Origin of the sequence: Paraburkholderia sp. JPY419 (genome assembly GCF_050435705.1) — a bacterium.
Lineage (GTDB): Bacteria > Pseudomonadota > Gammaproteobacteria > Burkholderiales > Burkholderiaceae > Paraburkholderia > Paraburkholderia youngii.
Genome location: NZ_JBNDKV010000004.1, coordinates 1,530,926 through 1,551,656 on the forward strand (window position 1 = coordinate 1,530,926; position 20,731 = coordinate 1,551,656).

The following is a 20,731-nucleotide window of genomic DNA, read 5'->3' on the forward strand; positions in this document are numbered from 1 at the left end:
AGACCCTAAGCGACGATGTTCAATCCGCCGTCGATATACAAGGTGGAACCGGACACCCGCCGCGCATACGGCGTGGCCAGAAACGCACAGGTATAGCCGACGTCCATGATGTCGACCAGTTCGCCGAGCGGCGCGCGCTGCACCGCTTCGTTGAGCAGCAGCTCGAAATCCCTCAGGCCCGAAGCGGCGCGAGTCTGCAGCGGTCCGGGAGAAATCGCGTGCACGCGGATGCCCTTCGGTCCCAGCTCGAACGCCAGATAGCGCGCGCAGGCTTCGAGCGCCGCCTTGACGGGGCCCATCAGGTTGTAATTCGGCACCACCTTGTTCGCGCCGTAGTAGCTCATCGTCAGCATGGTGCCGCCGTCTTTCATCAGCGGCGCGGCGAGGCGCGCCATCCGCACGAACGAATGACACGAGATATCGATCGCGCTCAGGAAGCCCTCGCGTGACGATTGCAGCAAGCCGCTCTGCAGATCCGCTTTGGGCGCCCATGCAACGGCGTGAACGAGAATGTCGAGCTCTCCCCATGTTTTCTCGATCCGGTCGAACACGGCCTCCATTTCGTCCTCGCCCGTTACGTCGAGCGGCATGAAGATCTCGGCATCGAGTGCTTTGGCGATCGGTTCCACATAAGGAAGCGCCTTGTCGTTCGCATAGGTGAGCGCGACGCTCGCGCCGAGCTCGCGAAACGCCTTCGCGCATCCATAGGCAATCGAATGCTCGTTGGCGACGCCGGTCACGAGGGCCTTCGCACCTTCGAGAATCAAACGCGGTTGCTCGACAGACATGATGAAACTCCTCTATGGGGCGATAGCGCGCGTATGACGGGCAATCATCAGTTCTTCGTTGGTGGGCACGACCCACACCGCCAGCTTGCTCGAAGCGGTCGTGATCAGCGACCCGTTCGCCCGATTGGCCGCGTCGTCGAGTTCGGCGCCGAGCCACGCGGCGTCGCGCACGATGCGCTCGCGAATCTCGACCGCGTGCTCGCCGATGCCGGCCGTCAGCACCAGCGCGTCGATACCTTGCATCGCCGCCGCGAGACTGCCGAGTTCTCGCCCGATGCGGTAGGTGTAGACGTCGATGGCAAAGCGCGCGCGCGGGTCGTCGCTGTCGAGCAGCACGCGCATGTCGCCCCCGATGCCCGACAGGCCGAGAAGACCCGAGCCCTTGTAAATCAGGTCCGCGATCGCCTGCGAATCCATCTGCAGCTCGTCGAGCAGATAAAGAATCACGCCGGGGTCGAGGCTGCCGCAACGCGTGCCCATCGGCAGGCCTTCCACCGCCGTGAAGCCCATCGTGCTGGCCACGCTCTTGCCCGCGACCATCGCGCACATGCTCGCGCCGTTGCCCAGATGCGCGACCACGGTGCGCCCCGCCGCCGCGTCCGGTGCGATCTGCGGCAGCACGCTTGCGATGTATTCGTACGAAAGCCCGTGAAAGCCATAGCGCCGCACGCCGTGGTCGGTAATCGACGGCGGCAGCGCATAGGCCTGGGCGGTCTCGGTCTGCGTGCGATGAAACGTGGTGTCGAAGCACGCGACCTGTGGAAGGTCGGGACGCAGTTGCGCAAGGATGCGGATCGGCGCGAGGTTATGCGGCTGATGCAGCGGCGCGAGCGGGCTCAGGCTGTCAAGCTGGTCGATGACCTCGGGGGTCACGAGGACGGGGCCGACAAAGCGCTGTCCGCCATGCACGACACGATGCCCGACCGCCTTCAGTTGATTGCCGCTGCCGTGCTCGCGCAAGAAGCCGCCCAGATATTCGATCGCGCCCTGATGGCCGAGGCGATGGCCGTCGCCCCATTCGTGCGAGCTGACGTTGCCGTCGCGATCGGTCGCGCGAAAACGCGGGTTCGTGTAAAGCGCTTCGATCTGGCCGCGCAGAATCAGCTCGAGTTGCGCGTGTTGCGCGTCGAAGGCTCGGAACTTGAGGCTCGACGAGCCTGCGTTCAATACGAGGATCACATCCGACATGGCGTCACCCGACCACCTTGGCGGCCTCGCGCCTTGCCTTCGCCACCAGTGCTGCGACCGCGCACGACGCGAGACGCGTCGACAGCGAATCCGCGCGGCTCGTCAGAATGATCGGCACGCGCGCGCCTAGCACGATGCCCGCCGCGTCCGCGCCGGCCAAAAACGACAGGCTTTTCGCCAGCATGTTGCCCGCTTCGAGGTCCGGCACCACCAGTACATTGGCGCGTCCCGCCACCCGCGACTCGATCTTCTTGATGCGCATGGCTTCGAGGCTGATCGCGTTGTCGAGTGCAAGCGGACCGTCGACGAGCCCGCCGGTGATCTGTCCGCGGTCCACCATCTTGCACAGCGCCGCCGCTTCCACCGTCGATGGAATCTTCGGATTGACGCTCTCGGTCGCGGACAGGATCGCCACGCGGACTTCTTCAAATTTCAGCGCGTGCCCAAGATCGATCGCGTTCTGCAGGATGTCGACCTTCTCTTCGAGCGTCGGCGCGATGTTGATCGCGGCGTCGCTGATGATCAGCGCGTTCTCGTACGCGGGCACGTCCATCACGAAGCAATGGCTGATGCGCCGCTCGGTGCGCAGGCCGGTGTCCCGGCGAATCACCTCGGCCATCAGCTCGTCGGTGTGCAGGCTGCCCTTCATCATGGCCTCGGCCTTGCCTTCGCGCACCAGTTGCACGGCTGCGGCGGCAGCGGCATGGCTATGCGGTGCATCGACGATCGTGAAGTCCGAGATGTCGATGCCGTGCTCGGCGGCGACCGCTTCGATACGGACGCGTGGCCCGACCAGAACCGGCGCGATCAGGCCCATGCCCGCCGCTTCCACCGCGCCCTGCAGCGAACTCTGGTCGCACGGATGCGCGACCGCTGTCGGCATCGCCGGCAGCGTCTGGCAGAACTCGATCAGGCGCTGATACTTCGCGTGCTTTTCCATCGGCTTATTCCTCGTGTGTACAACGCGTTAGATTCGTGACGCGCGATGCGCCCGGCTTGCCTGCGCCGTGCTTACCGTTGCGTCACGCTTGCGTCCGGCCGCGCATCGTGCAAGTCGTTCACATGCGCGTGGGGTCAGGCAAACGCGCATCGCGCTTGCGGTTCACCCGCGAACCCAGCACCGCGCGGATGCGTTCGAACGCGTCCTTTTGCGCGGCGTCGGGCGACGCGTTCAACACGCGCTCATCGCTCGCCAGCTTGTCGAGCAGTTGCAGAAAGCGCTCGCGGTCCTCGCTATGGGAAAGCAGCTTAGGCAGCGTCGCAATCGCCTGGTCCGGTTCGAGGCTGACGATGATTTCCTGCTCGCCCCGGATGCGCCGCCAGTGATCGCTGCTGATGTCCGGCAGGTACTCCGCGTAACTTTCGGCGATCTCCTTGCGCAACTCGTAGCGCGCGAGCGGCAACGACTCGCCCCTTCGCGACAACAGGAAGGCCGCGCGCGCGAGCGCCTCCGTGTAGCCGCCGTCGCCGATCGCCTCCAACACCGTGCGCACGAACGGCAGCTCGCGCGGATCGATCGCGCCGGCCTGCGCGGGCGCGCCATCGGCCGCGGGCTTGCTCAAATACGTCGCATACAGGTTCGCGTACACGCTGAAGAAGCAGGCCTCGGTCGCCGCGTCGCGCATCGCGCGGTAATAGTCGAGCGACGCGCTGATCATTTGCGAGCCGTTGCGTTCGAGCTTGCTCCACGGGTTATCCGCGCCGGTCCGCTGACGATTCTCACGCACCGACTGCGCCGCCGCCGGCAGCCAGCCAAGCCACGGGTTCATCGCGGAAACGGCCCAGCGCTGCCAGCGCAACGGATGGAACTGGCGCAGCATGCGGGCGCTCGTTTCGTTCGACATCGCCTGCACGAACGGCTGCGCGAACAGTTCGTACATGCGCTGATTCACATCGGACACCACGGCGACCGCTTCGAACGGCTTTTCGTCGATGCGGCCGAAGCGGTTGTAGCGCGCGGCAATCTCCTCGAGCCGCCGCTCATGAAATTCCACCTCGTATTCGATCTCTCCGGCCGCGTTGCGGGTCTCGTTGATGGCCATGCCGTAGAGTCCCGGCGGAAAAGTCTCGATGGTCTCGAGCACGGAGACGATCTGCCTGTGCTCTTTCTTCGCGACTTTGCCGGACACGAAAATACCCAGATGCCCGATGTTCTGGTGCGTCAGACCGACGATCACCTGGCCGCGCGCCTTGATCTCCTCGGTGCTGCCGTACAGGTCCGCCACCCAGTTGAACGCCTGTTGAGGCGGCGTGATGTTGTCGCCCATCGACGCGAACAGGATGATCGGCGAGCGGATTTCACGCAGATCGAACGCCTGGCCGCTGCTGTTCGTCACACCGCCCGACCACAGCTTGTTGCCGACGAACAGGTTGCGCGTGATCCATTCGATCTCTTCGCGATTCATCAGGTAGTAGCTGCCCCACCAGCGCTCGAATTCCAGAAAGCGCGGCGGTTCGGTATCGACGTTCGAGTACAGGTGGTAGTACTTGTCCCAGAACGTGTTGGCGGGGTTCAGGTTCTCGAAGTTCTGCACCAGATACGCGCCGTCGAACTTGCCGTTGCCGAGATCCGCCGCGTACGACGCGAGCCACGCGCCGCCCAGCATGCCGCCCGAATAGCGCATCGGGTTGTCGCCCTCGCCTTCGCTCCAGGCGGCGCTCCAGTAGGACATCGGCGCACCGTTGATGACGATCGGGCCGGTCTCCTCGGGGTCGGAGCTGGCGAGCATCATCGCCGCCCAGCCGCCCTGGCAATTGCCGATGATCGCGGGCTTCGGACTGTCCGGATGCAGCGCGCGCACCTTGCGCACGAATCGCTGCTCGGCATTGCACACGTCGAGCAGAGTTTGACCGGGTTCGGGGTCGCGAAAGAACACCACGAAGTAGACGGGATAGCCCGCGCGCAGCGCGATGCCCGCCTGCGAATCGTCCTTGAAGCCGCCGATGCCCGGGCCGTGGCCCGCGCGCGGATCGATGATCAGATACGGGCGCTTGCGCACGTCGACGCCCACGCCTTCGAGCGGACGAAGTTGCAGCAGCGCATAGTTGACCGGCCGCTCGAACGTGCGGCCGTCGAGCAGCATGTCGTACTCGAAATGCAGCACCGGCGTGGGACCGCTGACGCTGCGTTCGACGAATTCGTTGCCGCGCCGGTATAGCGTGTCCCAGAAGAGCAGCGAACGCTGCGCGGCATCCACCGTGTATTGCCACGCGCTGAGCGGATCGAATGGCGCGGGCAGCGGGCTTGCAGTCGGCGCGCCATCGTGATCGAGGCCGAGCGTTTCGGTGACCCGTTCGTTCAGATGCTGCTGCGCGATTTGCGTGCGCTTTTGCAGCACGCGAGTGATTTTCGAGGCAATGTCCTGGCTTTGTGACAACAGCGTTTCAGCGTCCATCGGAAGACTCCTGAAAGGTGCGCGTCACGATCGCTGCGGACGCACGCGCCGTGCATCGATTGAATCGTGGATTTGGCCCTGGCCTGTGGCAATCGGACCAAGGTCTTATTATGCGCGCGACCCGACGCTGCACCCGGCCTCGGGCGCTGTGCGTGTCGAAGTGACGCAGCGCGACGCGTCATTGAGCGGGGCTCGCCTGCACTGCGGCGGCGATATCGCGGCTCACCGAGGCGAGCGCGCGATCATGCGCGGCGATGATCGGCTCGAAGCCGGGACCGGACACGCTCTCGCGAGCGACCGAGCGGCCGGTGACGGCGCGGAGCTTGCCGGGCGGGCGTACGGCCCACAGCACGTCGACGGTGACGTCGCGCCCCGCCACGGACTCGAAGCGCATCACGTCGATCCGCACGCGCCAGACGACGGACGGATCGCGTACCGCATCGAACACCGAAATCTGCTGCGAGTTCAGCAGTGCGCCGAGGTCGGCCGCGATCACACGGCCGATGTCGCCACCGAGCGGCTGCGCCCAGCGGTCGAATTCGTTGACCTCGACCTCGTTGTTGCCGATCCGCGTGACGATCTGCGGCCGGTCGACGATCTCGGGAATCGTGACCGGTCCGATCACGGCCGCGATCGGCCGGCTCGCGCCGGTGCCGCTCAGCGATTCGTCGGGGCTCAGCGTGTAGAAGTTCGTCGCCGGCGACTTGCAGGCGCCGAGCAGAGCGGCGGCGAGCGCGAGCATCAGGCAGGCCGTGAGGCGGGCTAAAAAGCGGACCATCGAATCTGTCATGGCTTCTTACCCTCCGACTTGCCGCGCACGAGCGACTCCGGATGCTGCGCCAGATAGTCGGACAAGGTGCGCAGCGACGCCGCGGTACGGGTCAGCTCACGCATCGCGTCCTCGGTCGACTGCTGCAGCGACGAGTCCGGCTGCAACGCGGCATTCGCCGAATCGAGCGTGGATTGCGCCGACAGCAGCGTGTCGAGCGCTTTCGGCACGACCTGGGTGTGGAGCTGCCCGAGCATCGCGTTGGTGGTGCGCAGCGTCGAGCGCGCGTCCTTGCCGATATCCTCGAACGGGATGTTGTTGATCTTGGTCAGCAGACGCGTGACCGAGTCCTGCAGCGATTGCAGCGTGCGCGGAGTCGCCGGCATTTCGGGCGGCGTCTTGGTCCAGTCGATCGACGCCTTCGGCGCGTCGGGGAAAAAATCTACCGCGAGATAGAGCTGGCCCGTCAGCGGATTGCCGCTTCTCAACTGGAAGCGCAAGCCTCTCTCGACGAGGAAGTCCGCGAGCGCGCGCGGGTCCGCGGCAAGCCGTCCGCCGTCGCCAGCGCCGTCGTTCCGATAGCGCGACGTGAACCGCTCCGGATAGAGATTGATCTCGACCGGAATGCTGAACTGGCGCGTCTTCGGATCGAAGCGCGTGTAGATCGCCGTCACTTCGCCGATCACGACACCGCGGAAATCAACAGGCGCGCCGACCGTCAGACCGCGTACCGAATCGGTGAAATTCACCACGTACTTGTCGACGATGCGATCGTGCTGCTCCATCGCGTCGGCGCGCCTCGGGTACAGCTCGAACCGCGTGCCGCTATCGGCGCTCGTCTCCACCTGCGATCCCGGCGGCGATTCGAACGCGATCCCGCCGATGATGATCGACACGATCGACTGCGTTTCGAGGCGCAAGCCGTTGCTGTCGAACGACATGTCGACACCGCTGGCGTGCCAGAAACGCGTGTCGGTTCTCACGAACCGGTCGTAGGGCGCGTTGACGAACACCTTCACCGTGACGCCACGGCCGTCCGGGTCCAGGTGGAACGACGAGACCTGGCCCACCTGGATTCTGCGGAAAAAGACCGGCGTGCCCACGTCGAGCGAGCCGAGTCCAACTCCGTGCAACGTGTACTCGTGCCCCGGCACGTCGCTCGCAATCGCGGGCGGCTCCTCGAGGCCGACGAAACTGCGTCGTGCTTTCGGCGAATTGCCGACATCGACGTCGATATACGAGCCCGACAGCAGCGTGCCGAGCCCCGACACCGTGCCGCCCGAAATGCGCGGACGCACGACCCAGAAGCGCGTGTTGTCGACGAGCAGGTCCGACACGTCACGCGTCACCTCGGCCTTGGCCACCACGCGCTTGTGATCCGGCGTCAGCGATACCGCTTCGACCACGCCAATGTCGACGTCCTTGAACTTGAGCTTCGTCTTGCCTGCTTCGAGACCGTCGCCGGTCTTGAAGCTGATGCTGATCTGCTCGCCACGCTCCATCACCGCCTTCACCGCGAGCCAACCGCCGATCAGGATCGCGACGATCGGCACGAGCCAGACCAGTTGCATCCGCCAGCGCGAGCGCGGCACCGGCTCGGCGGCGGGCAGCTCGGGCTCTTCAGTCGGAGTGGACACGTTCGGTCTCCATAGCGTCCCACATCAGTCGCGGATCGAACGCCATCGCGGCGAGCAAGGTCAGCACGACGACCGCGCCGAACGCGACCGCCGCCGGGCCGGCCTTGATCGTCGCGAGCGCCTGGAACTGCACCAGCGCGACCAGCATCGTGATCACGTAGATGTCGAGCATCGACCAGCGCCCGATCAGCTCGATCAGCCGATAGATCCGCGTGCGCTGCCCGGGCAGCCATTGCCAACGAAGCTGCGTGGACAACGCGAGATAGCCGATGCCGAGAATCTTCAGCATCGGCACCGCGATGCTCGCGATGAATACGAGCACCGCAAGCGGCCACGAGCCCGATACCCACAGATAGACCACGCCGCTCAGGATCGTGTCCTTCTGCGAACCGAACAGCGAACTCGTGTCCATCACGGGCAGCACGTTGGCCGGAATATAGAGCACCATCGCGGCGACCAGATACGCCCACGTGCGTGACAGGCTCGCGGGCTTGCGCTGATGCAACGGCGCCTTGCAGCGCGGGCAGACATGCTTGCCCGCGCCGCCGGGCTGCTTGAGCAGCAGGCCGCATTCTTCGCACAGCACGAGCCCGTAGGCAGACGCCGTGATGGCGTTGCGGCGCACGCGGATCGGCGGCAATTGCCAAGCTTGCGCGCCACGCGCCGCCGTGATGCGCGCCCACACTTCGCGCGGATCGAACGTCGCCGCCGCGGCCGCGAGCAGCAGCATCAGCGCGATGAACGACCACAGCGCGGTGCCCGGCACCACCTTCGCGATATGCGCGAGCTTGACCAGCGCGACCAGCAGACCGAGGATCAGCACCTCGGTCATGCCCCACGGCCGCGCGAGCTGAAACACGCGAAAGAACTCGACCGGGCGCCACGGTGCGCGCCCGAAGTGCAGCGGCAGCAGCAGCCACAGCATCGCCGCGGTTTGCAGCACCGGCGTGACGATCGTCGTGAGGCCGACCAGCAACGCGAGCGGCCACGCGCCGTGGGTGTACAGCATGCGCACCGAACCCGCGAGCGTCGTCTGTACGATATTGCCGTTCAGCGACAGACCGACGATCGGAAACGCGTTCGAGATCACGAGCAGCACCGCCGACGCGCACGAGAATGCGAGCGCATACTCGGGCCCGTTCGAGCGTCCGCGCCTGAGCTCCGCGCGGCAACGCTGGCAGCGCAACGCATTGCCGGCGGCGGGCGGCGCGCCGAGCTGAAGCAGGTCGCACTCTTCGCACGCGATCAGCTCGTTGCCCGTCATCTCGCCTCCACTGCACCCGACGTTCCACCCGGCGCGGTCGAGTTCTGCGAGACCGGCGCCATCGCTGGCGACGCTTGCGGCCCGGCCGGCGGTGCAGTCATTTTTTCCGCCTCGGCCACCCAGCCGCCGCCCGTCGCCTTGTAGAGCGTGACGTACGAGGCCAGCACCGCGCCTTGGGTCTGCGCATAGCTCAATTGCGCGTTGAACAGGCTGCGCTCCGCATCGAGCACTTCGATATAGCTCGTATAGCCGCCTTCGTAACGCTGCCGCGCGAGGTGCGCATACGTGACCAGCGCTTCGACCTGAAGGTTTTGCGCATCGAGCGCCTGATGTGTCTTCTGCACGGAGAGCAACGAGTCCTCGACCTCCTGAAACGCCACCTGGATCGCCTTTTCATACGAGTACAGCGCTTCCTGCTGGCGCGCTTCGGCCTGATGCACCTGGCCGGTGATGTTGCCCGCCGTGAAGATCGGCTGCGTGACGCTGCCCGCAAACGACCACGCGCGCGCCGGTCCGGTGAACAGATTCGAGAACTGCGCGCTGACCGAACCGAACAGCCCGGTCAGCGAAATCGACGGGAAGTACAACGCGCGCGCCGCGCCGATCAGCGCGTTTTGCGCGACCAGCGTCTGCTCGGCCTCCAGCAGATCGGGACGGCGTTCGAGCAGTTCGGACGGCAGCCCCGCGGGAATCGGCGGCGTGCCCATCTGCGCCAGCTCACGGCCGCGCAGAATCGCGCCGGGATTCCTGCCGATCAACACCGACAACGCGTCTTCCTGCTGGCCGATCTGCGCTTCGAGCTGCGGCACCGTGACCTGCGCGGCTTGATACTCCGACTGGCTTTGCGCGAGTTCCATCTGCGAGACCTCGCCGTAGCGGAAACGCGCCTCGAACACGCGCACCGATTCCGCGCGGCTTTGCACGGTCTCCTTCGCGATCTCGAGCTGCCGGTCCAGACTGCGCAGATTGATATAGGCCGAAGCGACCGAGCTGACCAGCGTCAGAATCGTCGCGCGGCGGCCCTCTTCGCTGGCGAGCAGATTCGCGCGCGCCGCCTCGGTTTCGCGGCGCACCTTGCCGAACAGATCGAGTTCCCAGGACACCGCCAGGGTCGCTTCGAACTGGTTGTAGACGGGGCTCACGCCCTTGGGCACCGTCACGGCTTCGGCCTGCGAGACGCGTTGGCGCGACGCCTCGGCGCCTGCCGAGACTTGCGGGAACAGCCCGGAACGCGTGGTCACGAACATCCCGCGAAACTCGTCGACCCGGGCGGCCGCGACCTTCACGTCGCGGTTGTCCTGCAACGCGGTGGCGATCAGCTGATCGAGCACCGGGTCCTGAAACTGCTCCCACCATACGGCGTTGGCGATGCCCGCGGCCTCGCCCTGGGCGAAACGATAGGTGGCTGGCACCTCGACCGCCGGGCGTTGGTAGTTGGGGCCTAGCAGGCATCCGCTCAGCGCGAGCAGCATGACGGAGGCGAGCAGACGGGTCGGTGCCGTGCCGCGCATGTCATTCACCTTTCCGCGGCGCGGACGGCGCCTCGCTCGACGCACCGGGCCCGGCCACCGCCGAGGGCTCCCGTCCCTCGCCGCCACTGTGCTGCGCGTCCGGCTTCGACTTTTTTCCTCCCTTCGAGCGCGACGACATCGATTCGAGCAGGTAATAGAACATCGGGATGAAAAACACCGCGATCGCCGTCGCGCCCAGCATCCCGCCGATCACACCGGTACCGATCGAATGGCGGCTGTTCGCCGATGCGCCCGTCGCGATCGCGAGCGGCACGCAGCCGAGAATGAACGCGAGCGAGGTCATCACGATCGGACGCAGCCGTTCTTCCGCGGCAGTCATCGTCGCGTCGAGGACCGATGCGCCGCCCTCGCGGTTGAGCACCGCGAATTCGAAGATCAGGATCGCGTTCTTCGCGGCGAGCGCGACCAGCATCGTCAGCCCGATCTGGAAGTAGACGTCATTGGACAGGCCGCGCAGCATGATCGCGAGCAGCGCGCCGAACAGCGCGAACGGCACCGCCATCAGCACGCCGAACGGCAGCGTCCATTTCTCGTACTGCGCGGCGAGGATCAGGAACACCATCACGAGACCGAATACGAACACGAGACCGGAGGTGCCGCCCGACTGCCGCTCTTCGAACGCTTCGCCGCTCCACGCGACGTCGTAACCGTCGGGCATCTGCGCCGCGAGCTCTTCGAGCGTGGAGATCACCTGCCCGGAGCTATAGCCCGGCGCGGCATTCGCGGTGATCTTGACGGCCGGGAAGTTATTGAACCGGGTGACGAGGTCCGGGCCCGTCACATAGCGGTAGGTCGCCAACGCCTTGATCGGCACCATCGTGCCGTTGGTGCTGCGCACGAAGATCTGATCGAGATCGGTCGGCTTCAGCCGATATGACGGCTCCGCCTGCAGGATCACCTGCCACAGTCGGGCCGCGCGGTTGAACTGCGACACATATAGCGAGCCGAACATCGTCTGCATCGCGCTATAGACGTCTTCCACCGGCACGCCGAGCGTCTCCGACTTGTCGCGATCGACGTTCACCATCAGTTGCTGCGACGACGCATTGAATGTGGACGTCACGCGAGTCAGTTCTTTACGCGCCCGCGCTCTCTGCAAAAACTGGTCGACCACGCCCGCGAGCTGTGAGATGTTCCCGTCACCCTTGCTCTGGATCCACACCTCGGTGCCGCCCGTCGTGCCGAGCCCTGGAATCGACGGCGGATTGACCGGCAGTACGATGCCCTCCTGCACGTTCGAGAAGTACTTATATGCGTCGAGCAGAAGCGCGCGCGCATTCTGCGTCCTGATGTTGTCCCGCGTGTAGCGTTCGTCGAAGCTCTTCAGACCGACGAAGAATGTGCCGGCATTGTTCTTGTTCTGACTGTCGAGCAGGCTGAACCCATCGATCGTGGTGATGCTGCCGACCCCTTCCCGCTCCTTGAAGTAGTCGGTGATGCGTTGCGATACCTGGCCGGTGCGGTCGAGGCTCGCGGCGTCCGGCATGATGACCGCGCCAAGCAGATAGCCCTGGTCCTCGGGCGGCAGGAACGCGGACGGAATCGAGCGCACCATCAGCACCGAGAGCGCGATCAACGCCACGAAGAACACGAGCCCCATGATGCAGCGCTTGATGATAACTTTGACCGCGCGCGTATAGCCCGCCGTCATGCGGGCGAACTGATTGTCGAACCAGCGGAAAAAGCCCTTCTTCTCGTGGTGCGCGCTCTTCAGCAGCAATGCGGCGAGCGCCGGCGACAAGGTCAGCGCGACGATGCCGGACAGCACCACCGAAATCGCGATCGTGATCGCGAACTGCTTGTACAACTGCCCGGTGATGCCACCGAGAAACGCAACCGGCACGAACACCGCGCACAGCACCAGCACGATCGCCACGACCGGTCCGGCGACTTCGTCCATGGCCATTTTCGAGGCTTCTTTCGGCGACAGCTTGTGCACCGTCATGTTGCGCTCGACGTTTTCGATCACCACGATCGCATCGTCGACGACGATGCCGATCGCGAGCACCATGCCGAACAGGGTCAGCATGTTGATCGAAAAGCCCACCAGCAGCATGAACATGCAGGTGCCGACGATCGACACCGGCACCGCGACGATCGGAATCAGCGTGGCACGCAGGCTTTGCAGGAACACGAACACGACGATCACGACGAGCACCAGCGCTTCGAAGAACGTGTGGATCACGTCCGAGATCGACGCCCGCGTAAACTCGGTCGTGTCCATCGCGATCTCGTAGGTCATGCCTTCGGGAAACGACTTCTTCAGCTCCGCGAGCGTCTTGCGCACCTGCTTCGACACTTCGAGCGCATTGGCGCCCGGCTGCTGATACACGGCCAACACCGTGGCCGGCTTGCCCTGGAAGCGGCTGCGAATCGAGTAGTCCTTCTGGCCCAGCTCGGCGCGGCCGATGTCCTTCAGGCGCACGATCGCCGCGCCGCCGCTCGCCGCGCGCACGATGATGTTGTCGAACTGCGACGGCTCGGCAAGGCGCCCCGTGGTCGTGACCGCGAACGACTGCTGCACCGCCGAGCCCGTTGGCGACTGTCCGATGCTGCCGACCGCGAACTGCTGGTTCTGGTTCGAGACGACCTTTTGCACGTCGGCGGCCGTCACGCCCAGTTGCGCCATTCGATCCGGCTTCAACCATATTCGCATCGCGTAGTCTGGATTACCGAATATGGCCGACTGGTTCGCGCCGGGAATCCGCTTGATCGCGTCGAGTACGTAGATGTTCGTGAAGTTCGCGATGTAGGTCGCGTCGTAGCGGTCGGTGGGCGAATAGACCGCGATCACCATCATGAATGCCGACGACTTCTTCTGGACCTGAACACCTTGCGACTGCACCGAGCTCGGCAGTTGCGGCAGTGCGAGATTCACGCGGTTCTGCACGTCGACCTGGGCCAGTTCGGGATTCGTGCCGATGTTGAAGAACACGTTGAGCGTAAAACTGCCGGTCGACGAACTGGACGAGTTCATGTAGATCATGTTGTCCGCGCCGTTGACCTGCTGCTCGATCGGCGCGGCGACGTTGTTCGCGACGACCTCGGCGCTCGCGCCCGGGTAAGTCGCAGACACGGTGATCTGCGGCGGCGTGACGTCCGGGTATTGCGCGACCGGCAGCGCGAACATCGCAATCGCGCCGCCGAGCGTGATGACGATCGAGATGACCGACGCGAAAATCGGCCGGTCGATGCAGTAGCGCGAGATATTCATGTGGGCGCCCCGTCACTCGGCGGGCGCCGCTGCCGCGCCACTTTGCGATGCAGCCGTCGCCACGGCCGCCGAGTCCTTGGCCGCCGGCAGCTCCTTGACGATCTTCGGCTGCGAATCCGCGGTGACGCGCAGCGCGCCATCCACGACGATGCGCTCGCCCGCCTTCAGTCCATCGGACACGAACCAGTTGTCGCCCTGCCACTCGCCGACTTCGATGACCCGCTGATGCGCCTTCGCATCGTTACCCACGACCCACACGAAGTGACTCTTCGCGCCCTGCAACACCGCGCGCTGCGGCACCAGCGTCGCGTTGGGCCGGATCGCACCGCCGACGCGGGCCTTCACGAACTGCCCCGGACGCAAGGTGTATTTCGGGTTGGCGAAGGTCGCGCGCACGAGGAAGGTTCCCGTTTCCGTGTTGAACGCAGGGTTCGCGAAGTCGATCTGGCCCTGCTCGGCATAAGGCGTGCCGTCGGCGAGAATCAGATGCACGGAGAAATTGTTGTTCGGCGGAAAGCGCAGCCGTCCGGCCGCGATTTCGTCGCGGTACTTCAGCATCTCGTTCTCGGAAATGCTGAAGTTCACCCACATCGGGTCGAGCTGGTACACGTAGGTCAGCAAGCTGCTGTTGCCGGTTGCCGTCACGTAGCTGCCATCCTGCTGACGCGCGAAGCTCGACAGCCCGTTCAGCGGAGACTTGATCGTCGTGTAGCCGAGGTTCAGCTGCGCGGTATCGACTTCGCCCTGCGCGGCGAACACCGCCGCGGCGCTTTGCTTCTCGTTGCCGACAGCGTCGTCGAGATCCTTCTTGCTCAACGCGTTCTGCGCCGCCAATGGTTGCACGCGCGCGAGATTGGCCTTGGCGACTTCGAGACGCGCCTGCTGCTGGGCCAGTTGCCCTTTCGCGGTCTGCAGCGCGGCCTCGAACGGCTTGCGGTCCATCTGGAACAGCGTCTGTCCCGTCTTGACCAACGTGCCTTCGGTGTACATGCGCTTGTCGAGAAAGCCGTCCACCCGCGAGCGGATCTCGACTTCGCGCGAACTCTGGGTTTGCGCGGTGAATTCGAAGTCGACCGGCGTGTCCTGCTGGACGACCGTCATCACGGTCACTTCCGGCACGGCGGCCACCTGCGGTGGCGCTTCCTTCTTGCACGACGCGAGCAGCGTGAGCAGCGTCAGTGCCGCGACGACGGCGAGCAACGGGAGAGGGCCGCGAGAATCCGGCCGCGGCGAGGCCAAACACACGGGTACGGTTTTCATCGCGCACTCCGCCTGATTACAAAGGCGTGCAGTTGCCGAACAGCACGAAGGCATCGTTTCTGTTCGCGACCATCAGCGTCATCTCGCCGTCCGTCGAATCGACGGCCAGCGTCCAGCCAAAGCCCATCTCATTGCCAAGCATCACGAGCTGATCCGCCTCTTTGGTAACCGAGAGCATCGGCGTCGTGTGCGCGGGGCCGACGACCGCGCGTTTGTCGAAGTCGAGCGTCAGGAATTTCGGCAGACCGAGATCCGCGGGCAACGCGCGCGTGCAGGCGATCCCCGGATCGCAGGCGTGCGCGTCGATCGTCGCGCACATCAGCCGCTTGCTGCCGTCGAAGTCCGCCGCGCCCACCTGCATCGCAGCGGTACCGAGAAGAATCGCGAGACAAACCGAAATTGATTTCATCACTTGCGCTCCCGCTTTTATCCTTGAACGCTGCCGCGCTACGCGCGGCGCAGGCGGCGTTCGGTTCGACGCTTGGACTGAGTTCAGTTTGGTGGTCCGAGGAAACGGCGGCAATCGGACCTTGGTCTCATATCTTCCGGTGCGAAGGCGCGCGTTCAGGGTGTCGGCGGCGGACCGCCGATGGCCACCTCGACCGCCTTGAACAGAATCGCGCTGGTGAAAGGCTTGCGCAGATATGCGGCCGCGCCGGCCGCGAGCGCGGCCTGGCGGACGGAGAGATCTTCGTAGGCGGTAATCATGATGACCGGCACGCCCATTTGCGCGAGCTGACGCTGGACTTCCAGGCCGTTGGTTCCCGGCATCTGGACGTCCAGAATCACGCAGGCAGGCCGATACGACGGAATTGCCGCAAGCGCATTCAAGAACTCGTCACCGCTGCAAAACGTCTCCGCCCTGATACCTTCGGAATGCAGCAAACGCTTGATAGCTCGGCACACCGACTCGTCATCGTCGACCACCGCAACGAATTGGTTAGGGTTGACCATATGACAGCGCGAACGCGCGGCCGCTCCGGAAAGGGGACCTCTGATGCCTTAGCGTACTGGTTGAAACCCCAATGAGATATAAGACTTTGGTCCACTAGCGGTGTCGGTCAGCGCCGCTGAAAGTGGCGGCGCAACGCGGGAGCCGGGCGATTATTCTTCGTCGGCCGTACAAAGGCCGCCCTTTCGCACCAGACGAACGAGTTCGACGATCGATCGGGCCTTCATCTTCTCCATCACGCGGGCCCGATGTATCTTGATCGTTTTTTCGGCCGCGCCCAGATCGCTCGCAACCTGTTTGTTCAGACGGCCGGTCACGACGAGCTCCATCACTTCGCGCTCGCGGCGGGTCAGATGCCGCATGCGCTCTTCTATTTCCTCGCGTTCGTGGCGCCGCCTGCTTTCCACACATGCGCGCGCGAGCGCGCGATCCACCGCGGCGAGCAACAGCGAGTCGTGCACCGGCTTGGGGAGGAAGTCGACGGCTCCGCCTTTCATCGCGTCGACGCTCGAGCCGATGTCGCCGTGGCCGGTCAGAAAGACGATCGGCAGCAGCTGATCGAGCTTGCGCTGCACTTCGAGTCCCGTCATGCCCGGCATCTGCAGATCGAGAACGAGGCAGGCCGGCATGCTCGTCAAATCGGCTCGTTCGAGAAAGGCCTCGGGACTGTCGAAGCATTCGACCTGGTAGCCGGACGCGCGCAGCAAGCGGGCGAGCGCGCTGCGCACGCTGCCGTCGTCGTCGACGATGAACACGCGAGTGTTGGTCTGGTTCATGATGATCAGGGCACGAGCCTCTGTCGGATATCGGTCGCGACGGGAAGCGTGACGTGAAACGATGCCCCTTTGCCCTCGTTGTTTTCCGCCCACAGCCGGCCGCGGTGCGCCGTGACGATCGTGCGGCTGATCGACAGGCCCAGCCCGAGCCCCTGCGGTTTGGTGGTGAAAAATGGCCGGAAAATCCTTTCCATGCTGTCGACGTCGAGGCCCTGGCCGCAATCTTTTACCGTTATCCGTATCAGCCCGTCCGCTTCCTCGCGCACCGTCGTTTCGACGCGGCGGTCCGCGGCAGGGCAAGCCTTGACCGCGTCGAAAGCATTCAGCAGCAGGTTCAGGATCACCTGCTGAAGCTGAACCTTGTCGCCGCAAATCAGCGCCAGATTCTCCGGAATGTCGAAGCTGGTGCGCACGCCGCGTGTCAACGCATCGCTATGCACGAGCATCGCGGTGTCGCGCACGACGTTGCCGGCGTCCAGCAACTGCAATTCGACATCGCCTTTGCGCACCAACGCGCGGATCTTCTGCAGCACGTCGTTCGCGCGGCAATTGTCGGCCACGATGTCTTCGAGCGCTTCGCGCAGCTCCACCGCGTTGGTGGCCTCCGAATCCAGGAATTTGCGTGCGGCCTGCGCGTTGAAGAGGATCGCGGTGAGCGGCTGCTTCAACTCGTGCGCGAGCGATCCGGCCAGTTCGCCCAAGGAAGAAACGCGCGCGAGATGCGCGAGATCCCTCGTATTTCCATCGACTTCGCCGCATGCACTGCAATCCGATATCGCGGTGATCCGCAACTCCTGATCGTGCACGCGGCACCGGGTGGTTTCCGCTTCCGCGTGAAAGCCGCCGCCATCGCGCCGCCGCGCGATCAGACTCTGCGTGGTCGTGACGCCGAGTTGCAGCTTCGCACCACGATTGCCCGGACCCGACCGATCGGCGTTGAAGCCGTCGATCGGAAACAGCTTGGCGCTCGGCGCGCCGATCAGCTCTTCCGCCGTGTAGCCGAATAGTTGCGTCGCCCGCGCGTTCGCGAAGATGATCTGGTCCCGCTGATCGATCGTGACGATCGGGACCGGCAACATTTCGAGTGTCTCGCACAGCGGCACTCTCGCGTCGAGCATGCGCCGCGTGCTGCTATCGCCGTCGCCTCGCAACCATGACGAGCAAGCGGCGACATAGCGCCGCCACGCCGGCAAGCCGGACGGCGGCTCGTGGGGATCGCGGGTACTCTGCCGGCTCGACACGCCGGTGATACCGCGAGCGCGCTGAAACCGGTGATGCCGGGGTGAAGACTGTCTGGAACGGTCGTGCCCGGATAGCGGGGGACCGTCGTTGCGCGCATTGTCGATCTGCGACGGGTTGCTTTGGCCCATATGGCGCGGTTGCGCGTGCAGTGCCGTGAGGATTCCCGCTACCCCGATCGCCAGGTGTCTGCCATGCGCGATCAGATTAATCATTGGCACCTCCGGGTCCAGTGCGAACGGATTCTGTACAACTGCGACGTCTTTATCGTTGGGCTTCGAACCAAATAATTGACTTCACAATCGGTACTTCGCACTTCTGGTGGCTGGAAGTCAGTATAGGATATCCAGAATCAATTACCGACAGTAGACCGTAATTCATGCCACTTACTCGGGAAAATACTCAACGGTTTTTGCATGGCCCGCCATCAACCGGCAAATGGCGACTGAGTTTGTTAGGCAGTTAATTATTGCGGCGCGAGGCAAAGGTTAGCAAACCAGGAACATCGCCGTTTCGCGCCGCGATGCTCTCTGCGCGATAGCGCTTTCAAATGGAAACTTCAACGGTAAAATTTTCATGCAATGCGAATCACAGAGCCCGCGGGTATGCGCAATGCCAGTCCTCTAATTTAATTAATTTCCTGGAAATATGTCTTTGATGCGAGTCAACGTTTTATCGCCATTCTTGCGGTGAGTCATTTGCTTTCAGCAATCGAGAAAAAATAACCTATGCCAGGCAGATGACTAACGTCGTCTTTTCTACTGGTATTGAATAAGCAGGACGGTCAGCGCAGATCAAAGGCAGCGTCGCTGCGAGGCAAGAGCGCATCCGGTTCGCAGCGTTTCGTGAGAACAGCGGGAGGGATGATAGGGAGGCCGGCTGAGGGGTCCGCCAAAACCCATGCTCGGCGCGTCGCCGTACCAAACCATGCGACGCGCCGCCGGATGACAGCGTCATGACGATCGATCGAATGCCGCTGCTTGCCGCGTCCGGTTACAAATTCATCCGCGTAACCTTGGTGCCAGCTACCGACACGTCGGCCATCAAGCCCGTATTGGTCAAGACCATCGCCACGACCTCGGCGGTCGCCGACGAGGTATCGATCGCGCCGTTAGCCCCGACTTTCAGCAGCGAAACCGACGCATCGGCGCCCGCCGACCAGCCCTTCGAGTTGCGGAATTTGTCGAGCGAAGCCTGCGTCATGAACAGGAAAAACACGGCGGTCGACTGCGCGCCGGCCTGCAATCCGAACGAAGCCGCGGCGGTACTGTAGTAGCCGACCGTCGCTCCGCCGACGCGCAATGCGCCTTCACCGTATTCGCCACCGACGATGAACGCCGCCTTCTTCACCGAAGGAAACACCAGCACGCCCTGCGCTTTCGATACTAGCTCATGCGAGCCTTGCACCGTATCGAACAATTTCGACAGCGCACCGTTCACGGCCGCGTCGATCTCCTGCCGTTTGGCGGCGTCGGTAGTGGCGCTTTCGCCACTGCCTCCGGTCGTCGTGCAACCCGCCAAAGCCAGACTCGCTGCCATGGATGTTAGCGCGAGCGTGTGCACAAAGTTCCGTCTGTTCACTTTCGACTCCGTTCTGGTTACGATCCGAGTCGCCAGTCGTGATGTCTGGAAGCCTCGATCTTTTTTCTCTGCCGTGAAGCGGCATAGCCGCCCAAGGAACCATCAATGCCACCGCCGCGCGTCGATCTTCCGAGCGCATGTAGCGAGCATTGGAAGCGTCGCTCTCAAGTAACCGGAGCGACGACTACAACGCTTGCAGATACATGATGTCACGCTGAAACCGCTGCGGAATCGGACCTTGGTCTTACAGGTAGCGCAATGCGGATGCTGGGCGAAACGCGAAGCCAGAGGACATCGATCATCCGCCGAGCGCGATGATCGCCATCGTGAGCAGCACGCCGACCGCCGCCATCGCAAGGCCGGCTTGCCAGCCGCGAAATCCCGCGTATTGGCCCAGCGCCATGCCGCTGCCGAATAACATCGCAATGGTCAATACACGGGAGACGATCAGCGCGGTCGGGACGTGCGCGAACAGCACGAAGGGCAACGCGACCGGGAACGTCGAGGCAACGACGAGCACGAAGATAGCCGCGGCGGCGACGAAATCGTCGCGCACGAATATGGCTCGCTGCGGCAGATCCGGCCGCGCGGCAACACGCCTGCGGATCGACTCCAGCTCCGTATCGCCGATCAACGGCTTGAGCCATGACGCCATCGCATCGCGAAGCGCCCGAACGCCCGCGGCCGCATCCGGCTCACTTCGCACGGAATGGGCAACCGTCATACGTCTGCCGCGAGACACCAGCGTACGCACGAGATACATCACCGCGTCCGCGAGGCCCCAGGCGAGATTGCAGCCGAGCGCGGTGTAGAACATCTTGTGCCCCGCGTCCGCACCCGCGCCGACGGCCGAGACGGTACCGACGAACGTCAGCGCCATGAAGAGGCCGAAACATAACTCGCACACTCGATCGACGACATCGAGGACCGGCTCCCTATCGCCGACGTTTTCCCGCTCCGTGTGACCGGTGGCATCCATGAGGCCTCCCGTGGCGATGGCGTCGAACTATCCCGCGCGCCTTGCCGGCAGATGGACGAGGTACCGCGAGGACAGTCGGATCGGGCTCGCGCGAGCAGACGCCCAGAGCATACAGCGCGCCCTGTACCGACGATATTGGACCAAGGTCGTATGGTCC

At 64.1% G+C, this 20,731-nt stretch carries 16 protein-coding genes; all 16 read right to left on the reverse strand.

Annotated features, from left to right (window positions below; all coding sequences use genetic code 11):
• Nucleotides 1-5: 5 nt before the first annotated feature.
• On the reverse strand, nt 6-788 hold the full coding sequence (gene fabI, locus QFZ91_RS35600; RefSeq protein ID WP_176120531.1) for an enoyl-ACP reductase FabI: 783 nt from the start codon (nt 786-788) through the stop codon (nt 6-8).
• Between the two features lie 12 nt (nt 789-800).
• Nucleotides 801-1,976, reverse strand: a complete 1,176-nt coding sequence (locus tag QFZ91_RS35605; protein WP_429570119.1) for an acetate/propionate family kinase — start codon at nt 1,974-1,976, stop codon at nt 801-803.
• 4 nt (nt 1,977-1,980) lie between these two features.
• Nucleotides 1,981-2,916 carry a phosphate acetyltransferase gene (locus tag QFZ91_RS35610; RefSeq protein WP_429570120.1) on the reverse strand — a complete coding sequence of 312 codons (936 nt, stop codon included), beginning with the start codon at nt 2,914-2,916 and terminating at the stop codon, nt 1,981-1,983.
• A gap of 118 nt (nt 2,917-3,034) precedes the next feature.
• Nucleotides 3,035-5,371 carry a DUF3141 domain-containing protein gene (locus QFZ91_RS35615; RefSeq protein WP_429570121.1) on the reverse strand — a complete coding sequence of 779 codons (2,337 nt, stop codon included), beginning with the start codon at nt 5,369-5,371 and terminating at the stop codon, nt 3,035-3,037.
• Nucleotides 5,372-5,549: 178 nt separating this feature from the next.
• Nucleotides 5,550-6,161, reverse strand: a complete 612-nt coding sequence (locus QFZ91_RS35620; RefSeq protein WP_429570122.1) for a PqiC family protein — start codon at nt 6,159-6,161, stop codon at nt 5,550-5,552.
• Complete coding sequence (locus QFZ91_RS35625) at nt 6,158-7,777, reverse strand: intermembrane transport protein PqiB (protein ID WP_429570123.1); 1,620 nt, start codon at nt 7,775-7,777, stop codon at nt 6,158-6,160. The genes QFZ91_RS35620 and QFZ91_RS35625 overlap by 4 nt, the downstream gene beginning before the upstream one ends.
• Complete coding sequence (locus QFZ91_RS35630; RefSeq protein WP_429570124.1) at nt 7,761-9,041, reverse strand: paraquat-inducible protein A; 1,281 nt, start codon at nt 9,039-9,041, stop codon at nt 7,761-7,763. The genes QFZ91_RS35625 and QFZ91_RS35630 overlap by 17 nt, the downstream gene beginning before the upstream one ends.
• On the reverse strand, nt 9,038-10,552 hold the full coding sequence (locus tag QFZ91_RS35635) for an efflux transporter outer membrane subunit (RefSeq protein WP_429570125.1): 1,515 nt from the start codon (nt 10,550-10,552) through the stop codon (nt 9,038-9,040). The genes QFZ91_RS35630 and QFZ91_RS35635 overlap by 4 nt, the downstream gene beginning before the upstream one ends.
• A gap of 1 nt (nt 10,553) precedes the next feature.
• On the reverse strand, nt 10,554-13,787 hold the full coding sequence (locus QFZ91_RS35640) for an efflux RND transporter permease subunit (RefSeq protein WP_429570126.1): 3,234 nt from the start codon (nt 13,785-13,787) through the stop codon (nt 10,554-10,556).
• A 12-nt stretch (nt 13,788-13,799) separates the two neighbouring features.
• Nucleotides 13,800-15,047 (reverse strand): efflux RND transporter periplasmic adaptor subunit, encoded by a 1,248-nt coding sequence (locus tag QFZ91_RS35645; protein ID WP_429570127.1) that lies wholly within the window; start codon nt 15,045-15,047, stop codon nt 13,800-13,802.
• 16 nt (nt 15,048-15,063) lie between these two features.
• On the reverse strand, nt 15,064-15,456 hold the full coding sequence (locus QFZ91_RS35650) for a hypothetical protein (RefSeq protein ID WP_429570128.1): 393 nt from the start codon (nt 15,454-15,456) through the stop codon (nt 15,064-15,066).
• A 155-nt stretch (nt 15,457-15,611) separates the two neighbouring features.
• On the reverse strand, nt 15,612-16,001 hold the full coding sequence (locus QFZ91_RS35655; protein ID WP_018437393.1) for a response regulator transcription factor: 390 nt from the start codon (nt 15,999-16,001) through the stop codon (nt 15,612-15,614).
• A gap of 150 nt (nt 16,002-16,151) precedes the next feature.
• Nucleotides 16,152-16,775 (reverse strand): response regulator transcription factor, encoded by a 624-nt coding sequence (locus QFZ91_RS35660; RefSeq protein ID WP_429570129.1) that lies wholly within the window; start codon nt 16,773-16,775, stop codon nt 16,152-16,154.
• A gap of 5 nt (nt 16,776-16,780) precedes the next feature.
• On the reverse strand, nt 16,781-18,229 hold the full coding sequence (locus QFZ91_RS35665; RefSeq protein WP_429570130.1) for a PAS domain-containing sensor histidine kinase: 1,449 nt from the start codon (nt 18,227-18,229) through the stop codon (nt 16,781-16,783).
• Nucleotides 18,230-19,007: 778 nt separating this feature from the next.
• A complete protein-coding gene (locus QFZ91_RS35670; RefSeq protein ID WP_373685684.1) occupies nt 19,008-19,595 on the reverse strand; it encodes a BPSL1445 family SYLF domain-containing lipoprotein in 588 nt (195 codons plus the stop codon).
• A 298-nt stretch (nt 19,596-19,893) separates the two neighbouring features.
• Nucleotides 19,894-20,574 (reverse strand): hypothetical protein, encoded by a 681-nt coding sequence (locus QFZ91_RS35675; RefSeq protein ID WP_176120517.1) that lies wholly within the window; start codon nt 20,572-20,574, stop codon nt 19,894-19,896.
• Nucleotides 20,575-20,731: the final 157 nt, after the last annotated feature.

Excerpts from the sequence above, each read along its gene's own strand:
- fabI (WP_176120531.1), bottom strand. The coding sequence starts at position 788 with ATGTCTGTCGAGCAACCGCGTTTGATTCTCGAAGGTGCGAAGGCCCTC.
- QFZ91_RS35605 (WP_429570119.1), bottom strand. The coding sequence starts at position 1,976 with ATGTCGGATGTGATCCTCGTATTGAACGCAGGCTCGTCGAGCCTCAAG.
- QFZ91_RS35610 (WP_429570120.1), bottom strand. The coding sequence starts at position 2,916 with ATGGAAAAGCACGCGAAGTATCAGCGCCTGATCGAGTTCTGCCAGACG.
- QFZ91_RS35615 (WP_429570121.1), bottom strand. The coding sequence starts at position 5,371 with ATGGACGCTGAAACGCTGTTGTCACAAAGCCAGGACATTGCCTCGAAA.
- QFZ91_RS35620 (WP_429570122.1), bottom strand. The coding sequence starts at position 6,161 with ATGACAGATTCGATGGTCCGCTTTTTAGCCCGCCTCACGGCCTGCCTG.
- QFZ91_RS35630 (WP_429570124.1), bottom strand. The coding sequence starts at position 9,041 with ATGACGGGCAACGAGCTGATCGCGTGCGAAGAGTGCGACCTGCTTCAG.
- QFZ91_RS35635 (WP_429570125.1), bottom strand. The coding sequence starts at position 10,552 with ATGCGCGGCACGGCACCGACCCGTCTGCTCGCCTCCGTCATGCTGCTC.
- QFZ91_RS35640 (WP_429570126.1), bottom strand. The coding sequence starts at position 13,787 with ATGAATATCTCGCGCTACTGCATCGACCGGCCGATTTTCGCGTCGGTC.
- QFZ91_RS35645 (WP_429570127.1), bottom strand. The coding sequence starts at position 15,047 with ATGAAAACCGTACCCGTGTGTTTGGCCTCGCCGCGGCCGGATTCTCGC.
- QFZ91_RS35650 (WP_429570128.1), bottom strand. The coding sequence starts at position 15,456 with ATGAAATCAATTTCGGTTTGTCTCGCGATTCTTCTCGGTACCGCTGCG.
- QFZ91_RS35655 (WP_018437393.1), bottom strand. The coding sequence starts at position 16,001 with ATGGTCAACCCTAACCAATTCGTTGCGGTGGTCGACGATGACGAGTCG.
- QFZ91_RS35660 (WP_429570129.1), bottom strand. The coding sequence starts at position 16,775 with ATGAACCAGACCAACACTCGCGTGTTCATCGTCGACGACGACGGCAGC.
- QFZ91_RS35665 (WP_429570130.1), bottom strand. The coding sequence starts at position 18,229 with ATGATTAATCTGATCGCGCATGGCAGACACCTGGCGATCGGGGTAGCG.
- QFZ91_RS35675 (WP_176120517.1), bottom strand. The coding sequence starts at position 20,574 with ATGGATGCCACCGGTCACACGGAGCGGGAAAACGTCGGCGATAGGGAG.